This window comes from Nitrospirota bacterium, from assembly GCA_016194305.1.
Classification (GTDB): Bacteria; Nitrospirota; Nitrospiria; order JACQBW01; family JACQBW01; genus JACQBW01.
In genome coordinates this window covers 103,628-120,947 of sequence record JACQBW010000006.1, presented here as the reverse complement: position 1 = coordinate 120,947, position 17,320 = coordinate 103,628, and the positions used below count along the sequence as shown (strand labels likewise).

The 17,320-nt window shown below is 45.6% G+C and carries 20 protein-coding genes; 8 read left to right on the top strand and 12 right to left on the bottom strand.

All coding sequences use genetic code 11. The features are described from left to right. On the bottom strand, positions 1-249 hold a 249-nt coding region (locus HY200_02435; GenBank protein MBI3593793.1), incomplete at its 3' end, for a dihydrofolate reductase. A gap of 208 nt (positions 250-457) precedes the next feature. On the opposite strand from HY200_02435, the gene HY200_02430 reads away from it, so the two are divergent. Together HY200_02430 and HY200_02425 are read left to right on the top strand one after the other, a co-directional pair. After that, positions 458-748, top strand: coding sequence for a type II toxin-antitoxin system RelE/ParE family toxin (locus tag HY200_02430; GenBank protein MBI3593792.1), 291 nt, complete (start codon positions 458-460; stop codon positions 746-748). A gap of 13 nt (positions 749-761) precedes the next feature. Then, positions 762-1,058 carry a HigA family addiction module antidote protein gene (locus HY200_02425; GenBank protein MBI3593791.1) on the top strand — a complete coding sequence of 99 codons (297 nt, stop codon included), beginning with the start codon at positions 762-764 and terminating at the stop codon, positions 1,056-1,058. Between the two features lie 121 nt (positions 1,059-1,179). Here the strand turns inward: HY200_02425 and HY200_02420 are convergent, their stop codons facing one another. Genes HY200_02420 through HY200_02410 form a run of 3 tightly spaced genes read right to left on the bottom strand, consistent with a single transcriptional unit; the run spans position 1,180 to position 4,045 of the window. Further along, positions 1,180-2,958, bottom strand: coding sequence for a radical SAM protein (locus HY200_02420; protein MBI3593790.1), 1,779 nt, complete (start codon positions 2,956-2,958; stop codon positions 1,180-1,182). Positions 2,959-2,985: 27 nt separating this feature from the next. Continuing rightward, positions 2,986-3,453 carry a hemerythrin domain-containing protein gene (locus HY200_02415; GenBank protein ID MBI3593789.1) on the bottom strand — a complete coding sequence of 156 codons (468 nt, stop codon included), beginning with the start codon at positions 3,451-3,453 and terminating at the stop codon, positions 2,986-2,988. Between the two features lie 10 nt (positions 3,454-3,463). Continuing rightward, positions 3,464-4,045: a hypothetical protein gene (locus tag HY200_02410; protein ID MBI3593788.1), complete on the bottom strand. Its 582-nt coding sequence runs from the start codon at positions 4,043-4,045 to the stop codon at positions 3,464-3,466. Between the two features lie 101 nt (positions 4,046-4,146). Between HY200_02410 and HY200_02405 the strand changes: the two genes are divergently transcribed. Next, on the top strand, positions 4,147-4,995 hold the full coding sequence (locus HY200_02405; GenBank protein ID MBI3593787.1) for an amidohydrolase: 849 nt from the start codon (positions 4,147-4,149) through the stop codon (positions 4,993-4,995). A 378-nt stretch (positions 4,996-5,373) separates the two neighbouring features. Here the strand turns inward: HY200_02405 and HY200_02400 are convergent, their stop codons facing one another. Further along, positions 5,374-5,469 carry an AURKAIP1/COX24 domain-containing protein gene (locus tag HY200_02400; protein MBI3593786.1) on the bottom strand — a complete coding sequence of 32 codons (96 nt, stop codon included), beginning with the start codon at positions 5,467-5,469 and terminating at the stop codon, positions 5,374-5,376. Positions 5,470-5,696: 227 nt separating this feature from the next. Here HY200_02400 and HY200_02395 point away from each other — a divergent pair, with 227 nt between their 5' ends. Then, the gene (locus tag HY200_02395) at positions 5,697-6,173 is read left to right on the top strand and encodes a hypothetical protein (GenBank protein ID MBI3593785.1); all 477 of its coding nucleotides are present in this window, start codon (positions 5,697-5,699) and stop codon (positions 6,171-6,173) included. Beyond that, positions 6,174-7,781, top strand: a complete 1,608-nt coding sequence (nadB, locus tag HY200_02390; GenBank protein MBI3593784.1) for an L-aspartate oxidase — start codon at positions 6,174-6,176, stop codon at positions 7,779-7,781. Here nadB and HY200_02385 read toward each other — a convergent pair. Continuing rightward, the gene (locus tag HY200_02385) at positions 7,775-8,488 is read right to left on the bottom strand and encodes a lytic transglycosylase domain-containing protein (GenBank protein ID MBI3593783.1); all 714 of its coding nucleotides are present in this window, start codon (positions 8,486-8,488) and stop codon (positions 7,775-7,777) included. The two genes, nadB and HY200_02385, sit on opposite strands and share 7 nt — an antisense overlap. A 279-nt stretch (positions 8,489-8,767) precedes the next feature. On the opposite strand from HY200_02385, the gene pal reads away from it, so the two are divergent. Then, positions 8,768-9,334 (top strand): peptidoglycan-associated lipoprotein Pal, encoded by a 567-nt coding sequence (gene pal, locus HY200_02380; GenBank protein ID MBI3593782.1) that lies wholly within the window; start codon positions 8,768-8,770, stop codon positions 9,332-9,334. 31 nt (positions 9,335-9,365) lie between these two features. Continuing rightward, complete coding sequence (locus tag HY200_02375; protein ID MBI3593781.1) at positions 9,366-9,971, top strand: flavin reductase family protein; 606 nt, start codon at positions 9,366-9,368, stop codon at positions 9,969-9,971. Here the strand turns inward: HY200_02375 and HY200_02370 are convergent. From HY200_02370 to HY200_02360, 3 genes are all read right to left on the bottom strand, one after another. Then, positions 9,968-10,906: a transketolase family protein gene (locus HY200_02370; protein MBI3593780.1), complete on the bottom strand. Its 939-nt coding sequence runs from the start codon at positions 10,904-10,906 to the stop codon at positions 9,968-9,970. The genes HY200_02375 and HY200_02370 overlap by 4 nt on opposite strands. Positions 10,907-10,955: 49 nt before the next feature. After that, entirely contained in the window at positions 10,956-11,780 is an 825-nt protein-coding gene (locus HY200_02365) for a transketolase (GenBank protein ID MBI3593779.1), read from the bottom strand. A gap of 133 nt (positions 11,781-11,913) precedes the next feature. After that, entirely contained in the window at positions 11,914-12,246 is a 333-nt protein-coding gene (locus HY200_02360) for a hypothetical protein (protein MBI3593778.1), read from the bottom strand. A gap of 208 nt (positions 12,247-12,454) precedes the next feature. On the opposite strand from HY200_02360, the gene rimO reads away from it, so the two are divergent. Continuing rightward, complete coding sequence (rimO, locus tag HY200_02355) at positions 12,455-13,801, top strand: 30S ribosomal protein S12 methylthiotransferase RimO (protein ID MBI3593777.1); 1,347 nt, start codon at positions 12,455-12,457, stop codon at positions 13,799-13,801. Positions 13,802-14,063: 262 nt separating this feature from the next. Here rimO and HY200_02350 read toward each other — a convergent pair whose 3' ends face one another. The 3 genes from HY200_02350 to HY200_02340 are packed head-to-tail and all read right to left on the bottom strand — an operon-like array spanning position 14,064 to position 16,876. Next, entirely contained in the window at positions 14,064-15,545 is a 1,482-nt protein-coding gene (locus tag HY200_02350; protein MBI3593776.1) for an aminotransferase class I/II-fold pyridoxal phosphate-dependent enzyme, read from the bottom strand. 13 nt (positions 15,546-15,558) lie between these two features. Then, a complete protein-coding gene (gene speE / locus HY200_02345) occupies positions 15,559-16,479 on the bottom strand; it encodes a polyamine aminopropyltransferase (GenBank protein MBI3593775.1) in 921 nt (306 codons plus the stop codon). Continuing rightward, a complete protein-coding gene (locus tag HY200_02340) occupies positions 16,445-16,876 on the bottom strand; it encodes an S-adenosylmethionine decarboxylase proenzyme (GenBank protein ID MBI3593774.1) in 432 nt (143 codons plus the stop codon). Before HY200_02340 ends, speE begins: the two co-directional genes overlap by 35 nt. Positions 16,877-17,320: the final 444 nt, after the last annotated feature.

The window sequence follows — 17,320 nt, the reverse complement described above, 5'->3', positions numbered from 1 at the left end:
AATGGGACCGAACATGTTCCGGCCCAATATCCAGGCTCCCATGTTCTGGAAGGATCTTTCGCCAAATTGGTTGTCCACACCGGTCGTGCCGCCGCCATTCCCATGCATATCGTTGAATACCTTCGTAGGGAAAAACCAACCGAACAACTCCGGACCCCGGACCCCCAAGGGATTCTCCAGGCTCTGGTCCGGACCCGCGGCAAAACCGTCCATGGATACGGAAAAAGCGGCAACTTTTACTTTGCCCATTCGTGGCCTCCTTGTTTAACTGGGATTTTCCAGATGCCTTTGTCCCACAATGTTGCCAGATAACTTGGTGTTCATCCTATCACTCCACACACACATTTTCCATCCGAGTTTGGCCTTTCTTACTCTAGTCCATTCGTTCGAGCCTAATTTAACCGTCGATATCCTTTAATACCTTTACAAGGTATACCTACATATAGAATAAATAAATATGGCTATATGCTCTTTCTCTGACAAAGCGACTGAGCGTTTTTTTCTGACTGGAAAGCCGCCTAAGGGAGTTGGCTGGAGTTCAATTGGCAATGTTGTAAGAAGAAAGCTTGATATGATGCATTATGCTGAGGCACTCAATGATCTTAAGGCTCCACCTGGAAACAGATTGGAATCTCTTACTGGTGATTTAAAGGGATATTTTAGTATTCGTGTCAATTATCAATGGAGGGTCGTGTTGGGTTGGACAGACTCTGGTCCCAATCATGTCCGAGTGTGTGACTACCCCTGAAATAGGAGGAAATATGTCTAAAATGATGAGAAATCCGACCACGCCAGGGGAGATATTGAAGGAGGAGTTTCTGGTGCCGCTTAAGATGACTCAGGCTGAGTTGGCTTTGCATCTGAATTGCGATGTAAAGGTCATTAATCGGATAATCAATGGGCATAGCGGTGTTACGGCGGAAATGGCAATTAAGCTGGCAGCTGCTTTTAGCACATCGCCGGAGTTTTGGATAAACGCCCAAAAGGCGGTGGACCTTTACAAGGCATCTAAAAACATCGGTAAATTGCCGAAATCGTTACTTCTGAAGACGGTATAGAACGATCCCAATTTCCTAAAACCCCACTCTAGTGGTAAACTCAGTCTTTCGCAGATTTTTACCAGTAATCCACAGTTCTCGTCTTCAATTATTTTCAACGATTAGTAAGGGTATTCAATGATCATATTTTATCCGCTTTGGATTTTGACATTTCCTTGATAGACAAGGGGAGCTCGACCGAGATAGCATGCAGGTCTCGTCTCTTTGGCGCGACAGGAGTAATTGCCAGATCGATATAACTACCTCTCGGACCTTCCCGTTCGACTTTTCGTCGGATGAAATGAAGTTTTAACGCCAATCGAATTGCTTTTGCTGTCGTAAGAGTGACTTCCCGTATACGTCGCCATGCGAAAGTGATCCGCGATTCGATCCGGGTCCCCGGGCGTCGTTCGGACCGGTGTTTCCTTCTGATAATGCCGGCCTGCAATGGATGAACTCCTTCGATAAAAACAGCACCGCAAAACCAGATCATGGCACCGAGTATCTTTCCAATGCTATGCCCTTCGGACCAGCGTCTCCGGAATATGGTCTTGATATGTTCAAACGTATAAAAAGATTTCCATGCCGCCTGGTAGGTTCGGATCCATTCTTCTTGAGATAACTTCGGGTGTTTCTGGCAGGGATGTTCGGTATCGTATTTGTTCATATCCGGATCAAGCCACACCCTGTTTTTGACAAGAGTCTGATGATCTTCGGAGCCCGGAAGGGGCGTTAATACGAAAAATTCGACCAGATCCAGCGGTAATTCCCTTTTGAGTATTTCGACGTCGCGCATCACAGATTCATAGGTGTCATTTGGAAACCCAATAATATATCCCGCATAGGTTACCACGTTCGATCTGCGCCAGGCCTGAAGCATTTCCCGGTATTCTTCAACGTGGTTCTGCTTCTTGCCGGTTGCCTTTAGAGATTCCGGATTGACGCTTTCCATTCCCAGAAACACTTTGGTACATCCCGCTTTGCCCGCTTTTTCAATAAAGCGCGAGAGTCGGTGGCAGGCTGTGTCCACTTGAAGTGTGAAAGAGATCTTGAGCCCTTCTTTTTCCCGGAGAGCAATCATCCGGTCAAATATCGATTCCCAATTTCGATTTCGTGCAAAATCATCGTCGGTAATAAAATAGCGGGTAATTCCTCTCCGGTGGTTTTCTCGGATAATCCATTCGATATCGTCGGCGCTACGGCCGCGCGATTTTTTGCCCTGAACATTGATAATCGTGCAGAAACTGCAGTCGAACGGACAGCCTCTGCCAGCATCAAATGTCGTAAGCGTGCCGACATATCGTGAAATAACCTTCATCGGAAGAATCGGCGGGGGTTGACCCTCCAGTGCCGGGAGATCTTTCATGTAATTATAAAGCCTTTTTAGCCGGCCATTTATGACATCAATGAAAATTTCTCCCAGGCTTTCCTCGACTTCCCCTGCTACCAGGGTAATTCCTTCCTCCATGGCGGCCTTCAAATCATCCGGAACCGCTTCCAGCATGGAAAGGCACCCGCTGACGTGAAATCCGCCGATCAGAACTTCAATTCCTTCGGTCCGAAATTGCCGTGCAAGATCAATTGCCCGTGGAAATTGATTGGACTGAACCCCGGCCATACAAACAATTCCTTCTCTCGGTCCGGACGACTTTAATTGTCGGATTATGCTTTTAACCGGAATTCTCTGATTGGTTTCATCATATACATCAATGATTACTTCGATGTTTTTACCCAGTTGACGAGACTGATTTAAGGATTGTGTGATTCCGTATAAACAGGCAAGTGTGTTGCTCGGAATGCAGGACCATCCCCACCGGATGATATACCCTTCGTCATCATAGTGGGACGGCTTGATAAATACCACCCGGAACAATCGGTTCACAGGCTCGTGCGAAGCACTGACCGTTTTCTCTTTTCCCATTTTTCCAGTTGTCACGACCTTTAAAGGTTACTTAAGCTGATTCGCTTGCGCTTCGAGATATTCCAGGGTTTCCGGCGGGAGGAGTGTTTTGGCCTGGGGGAAAAGAAGCTGGTCCTCCCGCGTCAGATGGGTCGAAAGGATTCGCATCAATTTATAACCGTGGTTGCTCATTTCTTTTATTTTATCTGGCGGGTAAGGCTCACCCTGTTCTTTAAGTTCCGAGATGGCCGCCATAAAAAGCTCCCGCGCTTTCTTCGATTCTGCATGTTCTTTGATTAACGGCTGCAACGCCTGTTCTCCCACCTTTTCACTGAGTGCCGGAAAAAAAAGCAGATCCTCTATTTTTTCATGGAGACTTAAATCCTGTTCAATTTCGTTAGAGAGAGACAACAGAATATCCAGGTTTTGTCTTGCTTTCAACAAAGCGGCCGGAAGTTTATTGATTTTTTGAACTATTTTTTTGTGATCTTCACTCAGATGTTGTAAAACGTCCATGTACCTTCTCTTATTGGGTCGTGTAAAATTCCTTGATGTACTGGTAGGCTGCGATCAGCCTTCTTAATTTCGGTTCCTCGCTCCTGTCTCCTCCCCTTGAATCCGGATGGAGTTCTTTCGCCATTTTTCGGAATGTCGCAGTGACGGTCTTGAGCGGAGTACCGGGATCGAGGTTAAATGCAGCAAAAGCTTCATGCTGGGATGAAAATTCTCCCAGATAAGAGGGGGATTGAGCCTCCTCCTGGGACATTCTGAAGAAATCAATCAGGCTAATTTTGGGTCTTCTTCTACGAACAGGGCGCTGTCTCAGTTCCGCGTCAATTTCTTCAAATCGCTCTTCCAAAAAGAGGAGGCGGGTTTCAAACTGCTTCAGTTTCTCCCTCGACATGCCTTCTCGGAGCTCTTCCTCCAGTCTCTGGACACCCGTCACAATTCTCTCGAATTTGTCTTCGGCCGTAAAATAGGAATCCATCTGTATCATTTCGATATTTTCAAAGGCATAGTCGAGAGAATCCTGGAGGTTGTCTTTTAGGGTGTTCAGTATTTTAAATATTTCCTTAATCTGTTTTTCAGAGTAGTTCATGGTAAACATGATAACATCCGTTGAAGAGCAGACCGAATAGATTGAACTCAACCGCTTAAAATAATATACTCCTGAAAGGCACTTAAATCAAAGGGAAACGGGGAGCGTTTATGATAGCCATTGACATGCACGTTCATCCCGGCACCAAGGAATATCTGGTGGATGCCGGAGGAAAATATATGGAAGATGCCCTGAAATATTTCAGACAGAAGAAACCGCCTGTTTCGATTGAAGAAATGGCCGATTATTACAGAAAAATGGACATGATGGCGGTTCTCCTGGCTTGGGACGCTGAAACCCATACCGGTCTTCCCGCAGTGACAAATGATTATGTTGCGGAAATCGCCAGGCGTTATCCCGAAGTGTTTATCGGATTTGGAAGCGTCGATCCCTGGAAAGGGAAATTGGCCATTGAGGAAGCGGAACGGGCGGTGCGACAACTCAAACTCAGAGGACTTAAGTTTCACCCGATCTGCCAGGGATTTTTTCCGAATAATCGGAGGTTTTATCCTCTTTGGGAAACCTGTGCGTCATTAAAGATTCCGGTGTTGTTTCACACCGGAACAACCGGTGTCGGAGCGGGTACGCCGGGAGGAGACGGTCTTCAGTTAAAGTATGGCCAGCCGCTCCCGTATCTTGATGATATCGCAGCAGATTTTCCAAAATTAACGATTATCGGAGCTCACCCGTCATTTCCATGGCAGGATGAGATGCTTGCTGTTGCGGTACATAAAACCAATGTCTACATCGATCTTTCAGGCTGGTCTCCGAAATATTTTTCCGCCAACCTCGTTCAATATGCAAACTCGATCCTTCAAGATCGGGTTTTGTTCGGTTCAGACTATCCCTTCTTGACACCTGAAAGGTGGATGGTCGATTTTGAAAAGGCCGGATTTAAACCTGAAGTAAGGGAAAAGATACTGCTGACAAACGCCAAACGGCTCTTGCAGGTTCCCTGATTTGATCCCTGAGAATTTCAAATGTCCGGGCCGATTTGATTGTTTATTCGATGATTGATTCTATTAAATTTTTATTGATAGAAATGAAAGGAATTCTTTCCGAGCCTCCGTTAATGCTCACTTCAGTGAGGTTAATGAACATTTTGCCTTCATCATTTAAGAGATCAGATACTCTTTTTCGCATCGCGGGCACGTAAATGGTTCCAGCATAGGTGGCGCTCTGAGTCCGAACCGTGATAATAACCTTTTTTGTTTCTCCTATGATATTTTTCGGCATAATTTTTTCCCTTCCCTCCTTCGGTTCTTATCAGGGCATCCGTGATATTCAGGGGATGCCCTGATAGAGTTTTCCTAGTTAGAAGCTGTCTCTTGGAAAAATTATTTTCGCTTTCTCTGAGTGCGTGTTCGCTTCAGAAGCTTTTTATGTTTATGTTTCCTCATTTTTTTTCTTCTCTTCTTGACAACCCTCGACATGAATATCTCCTTGTTTTGGACAGGTTCTGTTATCCGGATTCAAATTTGATTTTGGGGCTCAGAAAATCCCCGGGAAATCTTTTTTAAGCGAAGGCGAGACACGGCTTTCATTCGCAATTGAATTTGATTAAGTAACACAATAACGCCAGAAGTGTCAAGGTGAGTTTTCTGTCTCAGTTTCTATTTCCGCCTTGACGTTGAAGGGGTTTCTCCCTATAATTTTCTTCATGAAAAGAAGCGAAAGGTCGGTTTTTCTATTCATTCTACTGGTCCTTTCATCCTTTTGGACAGGATGTTCTTCTGAAGAGATCAAGAAAAGTGAAAACACGCTCCGGATTCGCGTATTATACGACTCTCTGGATCACCTCAAAAAAAATTATGAAGCGAAAAATACGGCCGACTTTTTTTCGGATTATTCCACCCACTACCCGAATCTTGACCTGCTTAAAAAAAACGTCAAGGAGGTGTTTGACCAATATCCTCAGATATCCCTTCAGTTTTATCTGGACCACATTGTTCTGGAACCGGCGTCCTCTTCGCTCGTTCTTCGCTGGGAAGGTGAATGGACGCCGTCCGGTGAAGCAAAAGTTAAGACAGCAGGACATTCGATATTCAAGTATTCCAATGCATCTCCACCCCTTTTAATTGATATTCAGGGAATGGATCCCTTCGCATCTCCTCCCATCAAAGACCGTCATTCCTAAATGTCCAATCCCTCCGGAGCTTCCTATGAAGTCCAGATTACCGATTTTCTGATTATCGGGAGCGGAATCGCCGGATTACGAGCGGCGCTTGAACTGGCGCCCTTCGGAGAAGTCTTGATTCTCAATAAAGGTTCAGACCGCGAAAGCAATTCAGCTTACGCACAGGGGGGAATAGCGGCGGCGATTAATCCCTATGACTCGCCTCAATCTCACGTCAAGGACACGCTCAAGGCGGGAAAGGGGCTCAGCCGGCAATCTGCGGTTAAGATTCTCGTTGAAGAGGGGATACTTCGAGTGAAAGAGCTGATCGACTGGGGGACCCGATTCGACAGAAAGGGAGATAAATTATTATTTGCCCAGGAAGCGGCTCATAGTCGAAGAAGGATCCTCAGGGCAAAGGGAGATGCGACCGGAGATGAAATTATCAGAAGCCTCTTTCATAAGGTCCGATCTGAACAAAACATTAAAATACTCGACAATCATTTTTCCATTGAACTTTATGTCGTGGACGGCGTTTGCCATGGAACGTGGGTGCTATTTGAAAAAGAGAATGTACCAAAGATCATTTTAGCCAAATCAGTCATTCTGGCAACCGGCGGAGCCGGACAGATTTTTCTTCGGACGACGAATCCGCGTATTGCGACGGGAGATGGGATGGCCATGAGTTACCGCCAGGGAATTCCCATGGAAGATATGGAATTCGTTCAGTTTCATCCTACTGCGCTCTGCCTCCCCCATGTTGATCCTTTTCTCCTTTCAGAAGCCATGAGAGGGGAAGGCGGAATTCTAAGAAACAAGAAGGGAGAAGCCTTTATGCGGTGGTATTTCCCCGAGGCAGAACTCGCGCCGCGCGATCTTGTTTCGAGAGCCATATGGGAGGAGATGGAGTCAACCCATTCGAATCATATCTACCTGGACATGACAGCCATGTCAGCACCTCTCGTTAAAAAAAGGTTCCCGACGATTTATAAAACTTGCCTCAATTACGGTATCAATATCACTCGAGACCCTATTCCGGTTAGTCCAAGCGCACACTTTATGATGGGAGGTGTTCAGACCGGTTTAAATGGTAATACGCTGATCCAGGGGTTATATGCCGCCGGAGAAGTGGCTTGCACGGGAGTTCATGGCGCAAATCGGTTAGCGAGCAACTCTCTGCTCGAAGGCCTGGTCTTTGGAGCAAGAACCGGTAAACATATCCTGAAGCACTCAGGGAAAATAAAGAAAATCGATATGGATTATAAAAAAATAGACCGATATTTTAAACGATTTTGCGACAAGCCGGAATGGTCGTCGAGAGAACTGGAATCACTTGCCTATTCTTGTAAGAAACTTATGTGGGAAAATGTCGGCATCGTCAGGACCGAGCGCGGGCTGGCCAAAACCTGTCGTCAGCTTATGCAGTGGAGTAAAAAATTAAAAGGAGTGTTTTTCCATCGAAAAGGGATGGAAATCAAAAATATGTTAACAGTATCGCTGCTGGTTTCTACCGCAGCATTAAAGCGAAGAGAAAGCCTCGGCGCCCACTTTCGATCCGACTATCCGGGTTCGGCACGTATCAAGACCCATTCGTTCATTCAATTGAATAAAAAAAATACCCTCTATTGATACGCGATTTCTTTAGAGAGTCCTTCATACTTTCCCGGCCGATTGGTATAGATGACATCTCCGTCCGCCGTTTCAATACGGTAAATCTTGTAAACATGGGGAGACTCGGTTTTGACCCCGTGAAATGCATTATATTGCGAGATCACCTTTTTAACATAATTTTGGGTCGCTTCAATGGGAGGAATCTGATTGTCATTCTTAATCACCCGATTTTCACCAGCATGGTAAGCCGCGATGGAAGGGATCAGCTGGCCATTGAAAAGTGAGAGGAGTTTTTTAAAATACTTCACGCCTCCTTCGATGTTTTCTTCAGGATTAAATGGATCGCCCACATCCATCCTGCGCGAAGTGCCCGGCATCAGCTGCATGAGTCCCTGTGCGCCTGAATTGGAAACCGCAAAGGGGTCATAATCTGATTCCACTTTGATGAGCGCTCTGATCAGGAGGGGATCCACCTCATATTTTTTCGCAGCATCTTCAATGTAGCTCCGAAAATCGCTGAAATTCGACGAGAGCGCTTTCTTCCTTGTTTTCTCAATTTTGAGCCTGTCGACCAATTGGTATCTCGGATCATCCGGGACATTGGTGAAATGAAGCGCACCGGTGGGGTCTTTGAAATAAAACAGTTCGGCTCCAGTGAGAATAGGACAATTCAACAGTTGTCCAAACAGGATAAGAAGGAGCGATATCGTTTTAATCTGTTTCATAAAAAGGTGTGGAATCTCCGTCATGTGATGAAAAAAGGAGCTGTAGTCCATAAATTGGCCTGGAATTCGGCTTCGCAGTGAAAACTCTTTTCGATGAAATGGGCTTTTGGCCCCTGTTTTTAGAGATTATTTAAAAGGTAACAATTTAAAAGTGACCTGTCAATCCGGATGAGACTCGTTAAAGGCGAATTGACTTGACAACCTTTCGATGGTTTCATAAACTTTAAAGGTTTAAAAAGAAGAATTCATCTTATTATATTTATCGAGGGAGGAGATTCAATGATTTTTTTCAGGAATAGTCGGGTTAAGTTGATTTGGGGGCTTGTTTTGCTTGTGGCTGTTCTGGGTTGTCCCAAGAAACCGACTGAAACCGCCTCGCAAAGTATTCCTCAGGAGTCGACCGGCGGTCAACCCGCTCTTCCTCCTGCCGTGGAAAACGTTCCTTCGACAGAACAACATCCGGTGACCGAAGAGAAAGTGAAGCCAGCCGAACCGACTAAATCGATTTTAATTACGGAACCTTTGAAAGACATTTTTTTTGATTATGACCGTGCCACCATTAAGCCGGAAATGAAAAACGCGCTCGATCAAGATGTCGTCTGGTTGAAAAATAATGCCCAGGCCACTGTTCAGCTTGAAGGCCATTGCGATGCACGAGGAACAAACGAATATAACCTGGCTCTGGGTGAAAAACGGGCCCATTCGGTAAAACAATTCTTGATTTCACAGGGAATAAAGGCTTCCCGAATTTCGACAATCAGCTATGGCGAAGACCGTCCCTTTTGCAAAGAGGATACGGAATCGTGCTATCAGCAGAATCGGCGGGTACATTTTGTAATGAAATGACCTTCACCTGCGCGGCGCCCCTATGGAAGGAATGAAGCAGTTTGATCCGGGGGAACAATCCACTGCGGAAAATTACCTCTTCATGCTCAATGCGATTGTTCCGAGGCCGATAGCCTGGATATCGACTCTCGGACAAAATGGCGTTGAGAATCTCGCTCCGTTTAGTTTTTTTAACGGGGTCTGTGCAGAGCCCCCAATCGTGTCGATTTCCATCGCAAGAAGAAATGGTGAAAAAAAAGATACCCTCCGGAATATTGAGTATTCCAAAGAATTTGTAGTCAATGTCGTGACCGAATCATTGGCATCGGCCATGAACGAAAGCTCAGCTTCCCATTCCGCCGAAATTAGTGAATTTAAACGCGCGGGTCTGACCCCCTATCCGGCTCAAAAAGTAAAAGCACCACTCGTTCTGGAATCGCCCATCAACATGGAGTGTCAACTTTATCGTCTGATTGAAATTGGGGTTCCTCCACAGGGATCCACGCTGGTCCTGGGTCAAATTGTTTATTGTCATCTGCGTCATGAAATTCTGACTGATGGCCAGATCGATTTTAAAAAGTTTTTGCCAGTCGGAAGGCTGGGGAGAGACATGAATCTCACTGCGCGGGATTTATTTCCTTTAAGACGGCCTCGTTAATCTTTGCGATTAAGGACGTTTTCTACGGCCTGCTGAATTGCGGCGGAGGTGAGACCATATTTTTCAAAGAGTTCTCCGGGTGTTCCTGATTCAGCATAGGTATCTTTCAAACCGACAAATTCAATGGGAACGGGAAAGAAAGTCGATACGGTTTGTGCAATGGAAGCTCCCAACCCGCCATGAACCAGATGTTCCTCGGCAACCACAAACGCTTTTGAATTCCTTGCCGCATTAAAAATGGCATTTTCATCGAGAGGCCGAAGCGTATGCATATCGATGACACCAATGTCATCTCCTTTTAATGCAAGGGCTTCTGCGGCATCCAGAGCTTCTGAAACCATTAATCCGCAGGCAAATATCGTCGCATCCTTCCCTTCGCGCAAAATTTGGGCTTTCCCAATCTTGATTTTATCGCCCGGAGTATAGAGAAGGGGTGCCTTCGGCCTTCCCGTTCTCATGTAAACCGGTCCAATATGACTTGCTATTTGTCTTGTCAGTGCTTTGGTTGAAATTTCGTCTGCCGGATGTATCACCGTGAGCTTTGGAAGGGCCAATGCCAGGGCAAAATCTTCCACACTCTGTTGGGAGGCCCCATCTTCACCGAGAGAAATTCCTCCGTGAGAGCCGACAAGTTTTACGTTTAATTGGGGATTGGCAATTCCCATTCTAATCTGATCAAAACCTTTGCAAATAAGAAAAGAAGCGAAACTGGAGGCAAAGGGAATTTTACCCGATGAAGCAAGACCCGCGGCGGCGGAGACCATATTGGCTTCACTGATACCGAAATTGAAGAAGCGATCTGGAAAGGCTTTGGCAAACAAGTTACTCTTGGTTGATTTTGACAGATCCGCGTCCAGGACGACAATCTGGGGATTCTCTTTTCCCAGTTCTAGTAGTATTTCACCATAGGCATCCCGTGTGGCTTTTCCAAGCACTTTCTTTCGGGAAGCCGGTTTTTCCCCTTCAGGACTATTCTGAATGACTTTAAGCAATTTGCAGTTCCTTCATGGCCTCAGCATACTGTTCTTTATTGGGAGCCATACCATGAAACTCATTATTATTTTCCATAAAAGAGACACCTTTCCCTTTTACGGTTTTTGCGAGGATCAGTGTCGGTCTGTTTTTCGTAGTCTTTGCTTTCTGGAAAGCATTCGAGATTTCGGATATATTGTGACCATCGATTTCAATGACGTTCCAACCGAAAGAGCGCCACTTTTCATTTAATGGATCAAGCGGCATAATTTCGTTGACGCTTCCGTCAAGCTGCTGGCCATTGTTGTCGAGAACGACGACAAGATGATCCAGGTGATGGGTTCCGGCATAAAGTGCCGCCTCCCAAACCTGGCCTTCATTGACTTCTCCGTCACCGACCAGGACATAGGTCCAATAATCTTTCCGGTCGAGTCTTCCCGCCAGCGCCATGCCGATTCCAATCGAGATTCCCTGTCCAAGAGAGCCGGTGCTAGCCTCTACGCCGGGAAGTTTATTTTTTTCCGGATGTCCCTGGAGGGGGCTTCCCATTTTTCTTAAGCCGCTCAATTTTTCATGAGGAAAATATCCGAAATGGGCGAGAAGCGCGTATAAAGCGGGCGCCGCATGTCCCTTGCTCAGAATAAAACGGTCTCGATCTGGCCAATCGGGATTCTTAGGATCATGTTTCATGACATCGCGGTACAGGACCGTGAGGATGTCGATCGCTGAAAAAGAGCCACCTGGATGCCCCGACTGGGCATCATAAATCATTTTCAAGATGTCGATTCGAAGAGAATTCGAGAGTTTTTCTATTTGCGCAGAGTGATCTGGAGACATTTTAAATTTCTTGTTTTTTCGCGAGGAATCTATACGGTGGTTGGAAACGGCTATTGGATGACGTTTAGAAGACTAACAAAAAAAGAGAATGAAGTCAAACGAAAGGGCAAAAAAGGAGGTGATTGATTTTATTCTACTCAATTTCTTCCTCTGGTTTTATTTTAATTGATTTGAGAAAGGATTGGTCAAACCGGTTGAGTTCAAATTTGTCCCCTTCCAGAAGGGCCGGAGGCTGAATTTGCGTATTCTCTTTAGTTTTCTGTTCTTTTAATGCCCGGGTGATTGAAGCGAGTACAAGGTCAACCGTATACCCTTCCTGTTCGATATCTTTGATGACGGTCTTGATTTCAGTACTTTCCGCGAAAACGGTGTTAATGGCATGTGCCAAATCACGAACCAGGTCTCTTAACTTTTCATTCTCCTGAGGAGTATCATTTTCCCAGTTGTTTGAATCCCCTTTAGCCACTTGAGTCGCTCCTTTTCGTTGACTGTTCCTCTTAAATAAAAGGTAGCTCCGGTTCCCCGTTTTGTCAAGGTAGCGGTTCCAGTTTAATGATTCCTTAAAAGGGCCATTAAAAATGGCTGTTCCAGCGCTGACAGGTATGGTACAATTTCACCTTAAAATAGAAATTTAAGAAGGTAAAACATTGAAAAATCAAATAGTTGAAAGAAATTTGAAACTTTATCCCAAAGTGGGACTCATCAACCTGGGTTGTGCCAAAAACCAGGTCGATTCTGAAGTGATGCTTCATAAACTAAATGAGGCAGGATTCGAACTGACTTCACATGAAGAAGAAGCGGAAATTATTATTATTAACACGTGTGGATTTATCGAAACCGCAAAAAAAGAATCGATCGATATGATCATTGATCTGGGGAAATTGAAAAGAAAAGGGCAATGCAAGACGTTAATTGCCACCGGTTGTCTGACCCAGCGATATCAAGACGAATTACTGAAGGAACTTCCCGAACTGGATGGCATAGTCGGAACCACAGAATATCCCAGGATTGCGGAGATCTGCCGAAGTTTTCTGAATCAGAAAGGTAAGAAGAAAAAGCGCTCTTCGTGGTTAAGCGAGCCGACCGCTTTATATCAGGAAGAAATTCCCGATAGGGTATTGATTGGAGCCAAACACTGGGCCTATGTGAAAATTTCAGAAGGGTGTGACAAGACCTGTTCGTTCTGTATTATTCCGGCCATGCGAGGGAAAATGAGGAGCCGTTCCATCTCGTCCCTGGTTGATGAAGTGAATCGCCTAGGAGAAAAAGGGGTGCGGGAGGTGAATCTGATCGCGCAGGATTTAACCAGTTACGGACGGGACCTGGGAAAGGTCCAGTTACTGGAATTATTAGAGGAGCTTGTTAAATGTGACGTGGATTGGATCAGGCTTCTATACAATTATCCGCACCCTTTTCCCGATCATTTAATGGACTTCATCGCGAAAGAAGAAAAAATATGCAATTACATCGATATGCCTCTACAGCATATTGATGAAGTGATATTGCGGAAGATGAACCGGATTCATCAGCAAGAATATACGATCAATTTAATTGCAAGAATGAGAAAACGCATTCCCAATCTGGTGTTGAGGACCTCCCTGATCGTTGGTTTTCCGGGGGAGACGGAACAACAATTCAAAACCTTGTTTGATTTTGTCGAGGAGACCCGGTTTGATCGTCTTGGCGTCTTTGTCTATTCACGGGAAGAGGATACGCCCGCGCGGAATTTTGAAGGGCAGATACCCGAAGAGATAAAGCAAGAGAGATGGGAGGCCCTGATGGCACTTCAAAAAGAGATATCTCTGGAGAACCATCGGAAACTGGTCGGGACCGTTCAGAAGGTCCTCATTTCAGGGATATCGGAAGAGACCGATCTCCTTCTGGAAGGGAGATATTACGGACAGATGCCCGAAGGTGACGGCACAATTTACATAAATGACGGACTGGCTAATCCCGGTGACCTGGTGCGCGTAGAAATTACGGATGCCCATCCGTACGATCTGGTTGGGAAAATCGTCTAGCAGATCGGTAAAATATCCAGGCACAATGATTAGGCCCGAATTTGGAAAATCGAAGAGATTGAGCATTGACAGGCTCCCCAACGCTCCACTCGCTCTCCACTCCTGCGGCAATTAGCGGGGGTATCCATGGCCCCGCCCCACTTGTCCCTATAAATCAAGGCCAGTGGGGTTTCCCCCTGCTAATTTCCTCGTCGTGCCCGATCGCTCGTTTTGCGAAGGGTCGCCTTGCCAAAACTCAATCTCTTCGACCAATTTCTAAAATCTAGGTTTTCTTGATCGTGCAGATGAGGGTGTTGTTTTCGTTGAGGCCGTCAACTGTCGCGTTGAGCTCGATCATTTTGTAAAGGTAGTCGAGAATGTCCTGCGTTATGACCTCGCCTGGGACAAGAATAGGAATTCCGGGAGGGTAGACGGTGATGATCTCGGAAGCAATTTTTCCGACAGAATCTTCCAGTCTGGGGTATTCCGGATCGGTAAAAAAAGCTTCACGCGGCGTCATCACGGATTTGTTTTTGAACTGGGGCAGTCCGATGGATTCGAGGAGCGTCGTCTGATGTCCCTTAAAATAATCTTTCGACATTTCCTTGAGAGATTCAGTAAGCCGGTTTAAATCATCTTTCCTGTCTCCAATACTGACAATTACCAGGATATGAAACGGATCAGCCATTTCAACCTGGATGCTATATTTGCTGTTCAAGATCTGGGAGGCCTGAAACCCCGACATGCCCAGATCTTTGACCGAAATCGTCAGTTTGGTGACATCCAGGTCCCCGACATTAGAAAAGAAAGAATTTTTGAGCGTTTCTTTTCCGAAACAACTTATCCCCGGAATCTTGTTTATTTTGATCCGGGCCTCTTCCGAGAGCTTTATGGCCTTATCAAGTAATTTTAATCCTTCTGTGGCCATCTGCATCCGGGCGAGATCTAAAGAGGCCATTAAGATATAAGAAGGACTGGTGGTTTGGGAAAATTTCAGAACATTCGTCAAGGTTGTATAATCCACCCGGGGGCCCTGGGCATGAAGCATGGAGGCCTGAGTCATTCCGCCTATTATTTTATGAGTGCTCTGGACGGTCAAATCGGCTCCTGCCTCCATCGCAGAAATGGGCAAATCGGGATGAAATTTGAGATGGGGACCGTGGGCTTCGTCAACCATCACGACCAGACCCTTCTCATGGGCATAGGGAATGATTTGTTCGAGGTCGGCGCAAATTCCGTAATAATTGGGACTGGTAAGGAAAATGGCTTTTGCCCCCTGCGGAAGAAACTCGTCAATTGCGGCTCGGGTTTCTTCAAAGGTTACGTTGAGAGAGATCTTCAGTTGCTCGTCAACACTGGGGGAGTAAAAAAGAGGCTGTGCGCCGCTCAAAATGAGACCTGCCAAAACAGATTTATGGGCATTTCTGGCAATAATGATTTTATCGCCCGGGTTGCAGACGGTCATCATCATGGCATGATTTCCACCTGTGGTTCCGTTGACCAGAAAGTAGGAACGCTGGGCCCCGTAAGCGATAGCGGCAAGGGCTTGTGCCTCTTTGATCACCCCCTTGGGTTTTTGGAGAGAATCAACCTCGTCGAGCGTCGTTAAATCGATTGAGAAGATCCGGGGACCGACAAATTTTCGGAAACGGGTCGAAATGCCTTTTCCGCTTTTATGACCGGGAGTATGAAAAGAGACCTTTCGAGATTCCGCCAAATTAACCATGGCGTCGAATAAAGGGGTCTTGGATTGGTCCTCATCCATTATTTATTTCTTATTAATGGTAGGTGAAGAGGGGAGTGTTGTCTTCGATGATCCGGTCAGATTTTTCAATTGTCTGGCGAATATGTTTGGGGAAAAGGAATTCACCTTGGTGGATCTCTCCGTTGTAATATCGAAGTTCGCCTTTGATTCTTTTCAGGATTTTTTCGTCCACTGTTCCAGGTGGTATTGCCTGGGGATTGAATTCTTTTGAGGCCATGGCAAATCCCCAGGGGAGCCCGAATGAGGGAATACAGGCCTGATAGGGAGAAACGACCGGAAAGACCGATTTTAAAGTTTGATAGACGGCACTGATGTTCAAAAGGGCATTGACGGAAGTGGTTCCGGCCTGAAGGGATATCACGCCGCTCCGGGTCAATTTGTTGAACACAATATTATAAAATTCGCGAGTATAAAGCAGGTAGGCTGGTCCCTCTTCGACCGGTTCGGAGATATCGATAATGATCGCATCATACATATCATTCGTTTCTTCAAGATATTTCCGGGCGTCAAGATATCGTAGCTCAACACGAGGATCTTCAAAAGAGCCTTGGTGCCAGGCGGGAAGAAGGTCTTTACAGCTCTCCACGACTTCCTGGTCAATATCCACCATCAGGACGTATTCGACGGATTGATGTCGAAGAATTTCACGGAGAGTTGCTCCCTCCCCTCCTCCCACGACAAAGACTCTCTTGGGATTGGGGTGAGTCAGGAGGGCGGGGTGAACGAGCGCTTCGTGGTAAATAAATTCATCCACTTCGCTTGACTGCATTTTCCCGTCCAAAACCAGGCAGTCGCCATAGCTCTTGGTCCGCATAATTTCCATTTTTTGAAACTTGGTCTGTTTCGTATATAAAATGGTTTCAAGCCCGTGGATGTGACCCTCCTCCGGACTTAAAAAATCATGGAACCATTTGTAATTCTTCGGCTCTGCCATAAGGTGGAACTTCTTTCAGAGGTTTATGCGGGAATTTTACGTTTCCACCGGCCAGAAGACCTCTTTTCACCTCGACAATGGAAGGTTGTTTGCACTGAAACTTTTCGATTAGATAATCCGCAGCGACTTGAGGTTGAAGCAGCTCGCCACAGGTGAAAATATCGACCGCAGCGTATTTATATTCGGGCCAGGTGTGGATGGTAAGGTGGGATTCTGCAATAACGACTGCGCCACTGATACCAAAGGGACTAAATTTATGGAAATAAACTTTCAGGATGGTTGCTCTGGCCTCTTTAGCTGCCGAGACCATAAATTCTTCAACTTTCTTAAGGTCATTCAATAGTTTTGAATTACATTCTTGTAATTCGACAAGGACATGGGCCCCCAAGGCGTGCAATCGATTTGCCCCCTTTCGTTAATGAATGGATTGTTCATCCATTGTTTGTGGTTGTTTTTAAAAATCTCACCTCCTCAATGAAAGAATTTTGGGAGTTTCAAACCTGATTCTCAAAGTTTTTTGAGTCATGAAATTTTGTTGTTAATATAACGCAATATTTTTAATTGTCAAGAAAAAATCTTGAGTCTGAAAATATTTTTTGTGTCAGCAGTTTCTCCAGCGCGCTTATCTGAACAAAGAGTATCATGAGGATGCTGTTTTGTCGAAGTCAATTGAAAAATAAATTTAAAAAAAACTGCTATAATTTAGTATTACAAAGGAAAGTTTCCCGGGCATCACTTGAAAAGTGAAGATCAGGTTTTGCCTGGTTGAGCGCGGGGCTTGGGGGTATCAGAGGACTCATCACATTTACCGGATGCGCCCCAAATAGAATGGTAGTTTCGG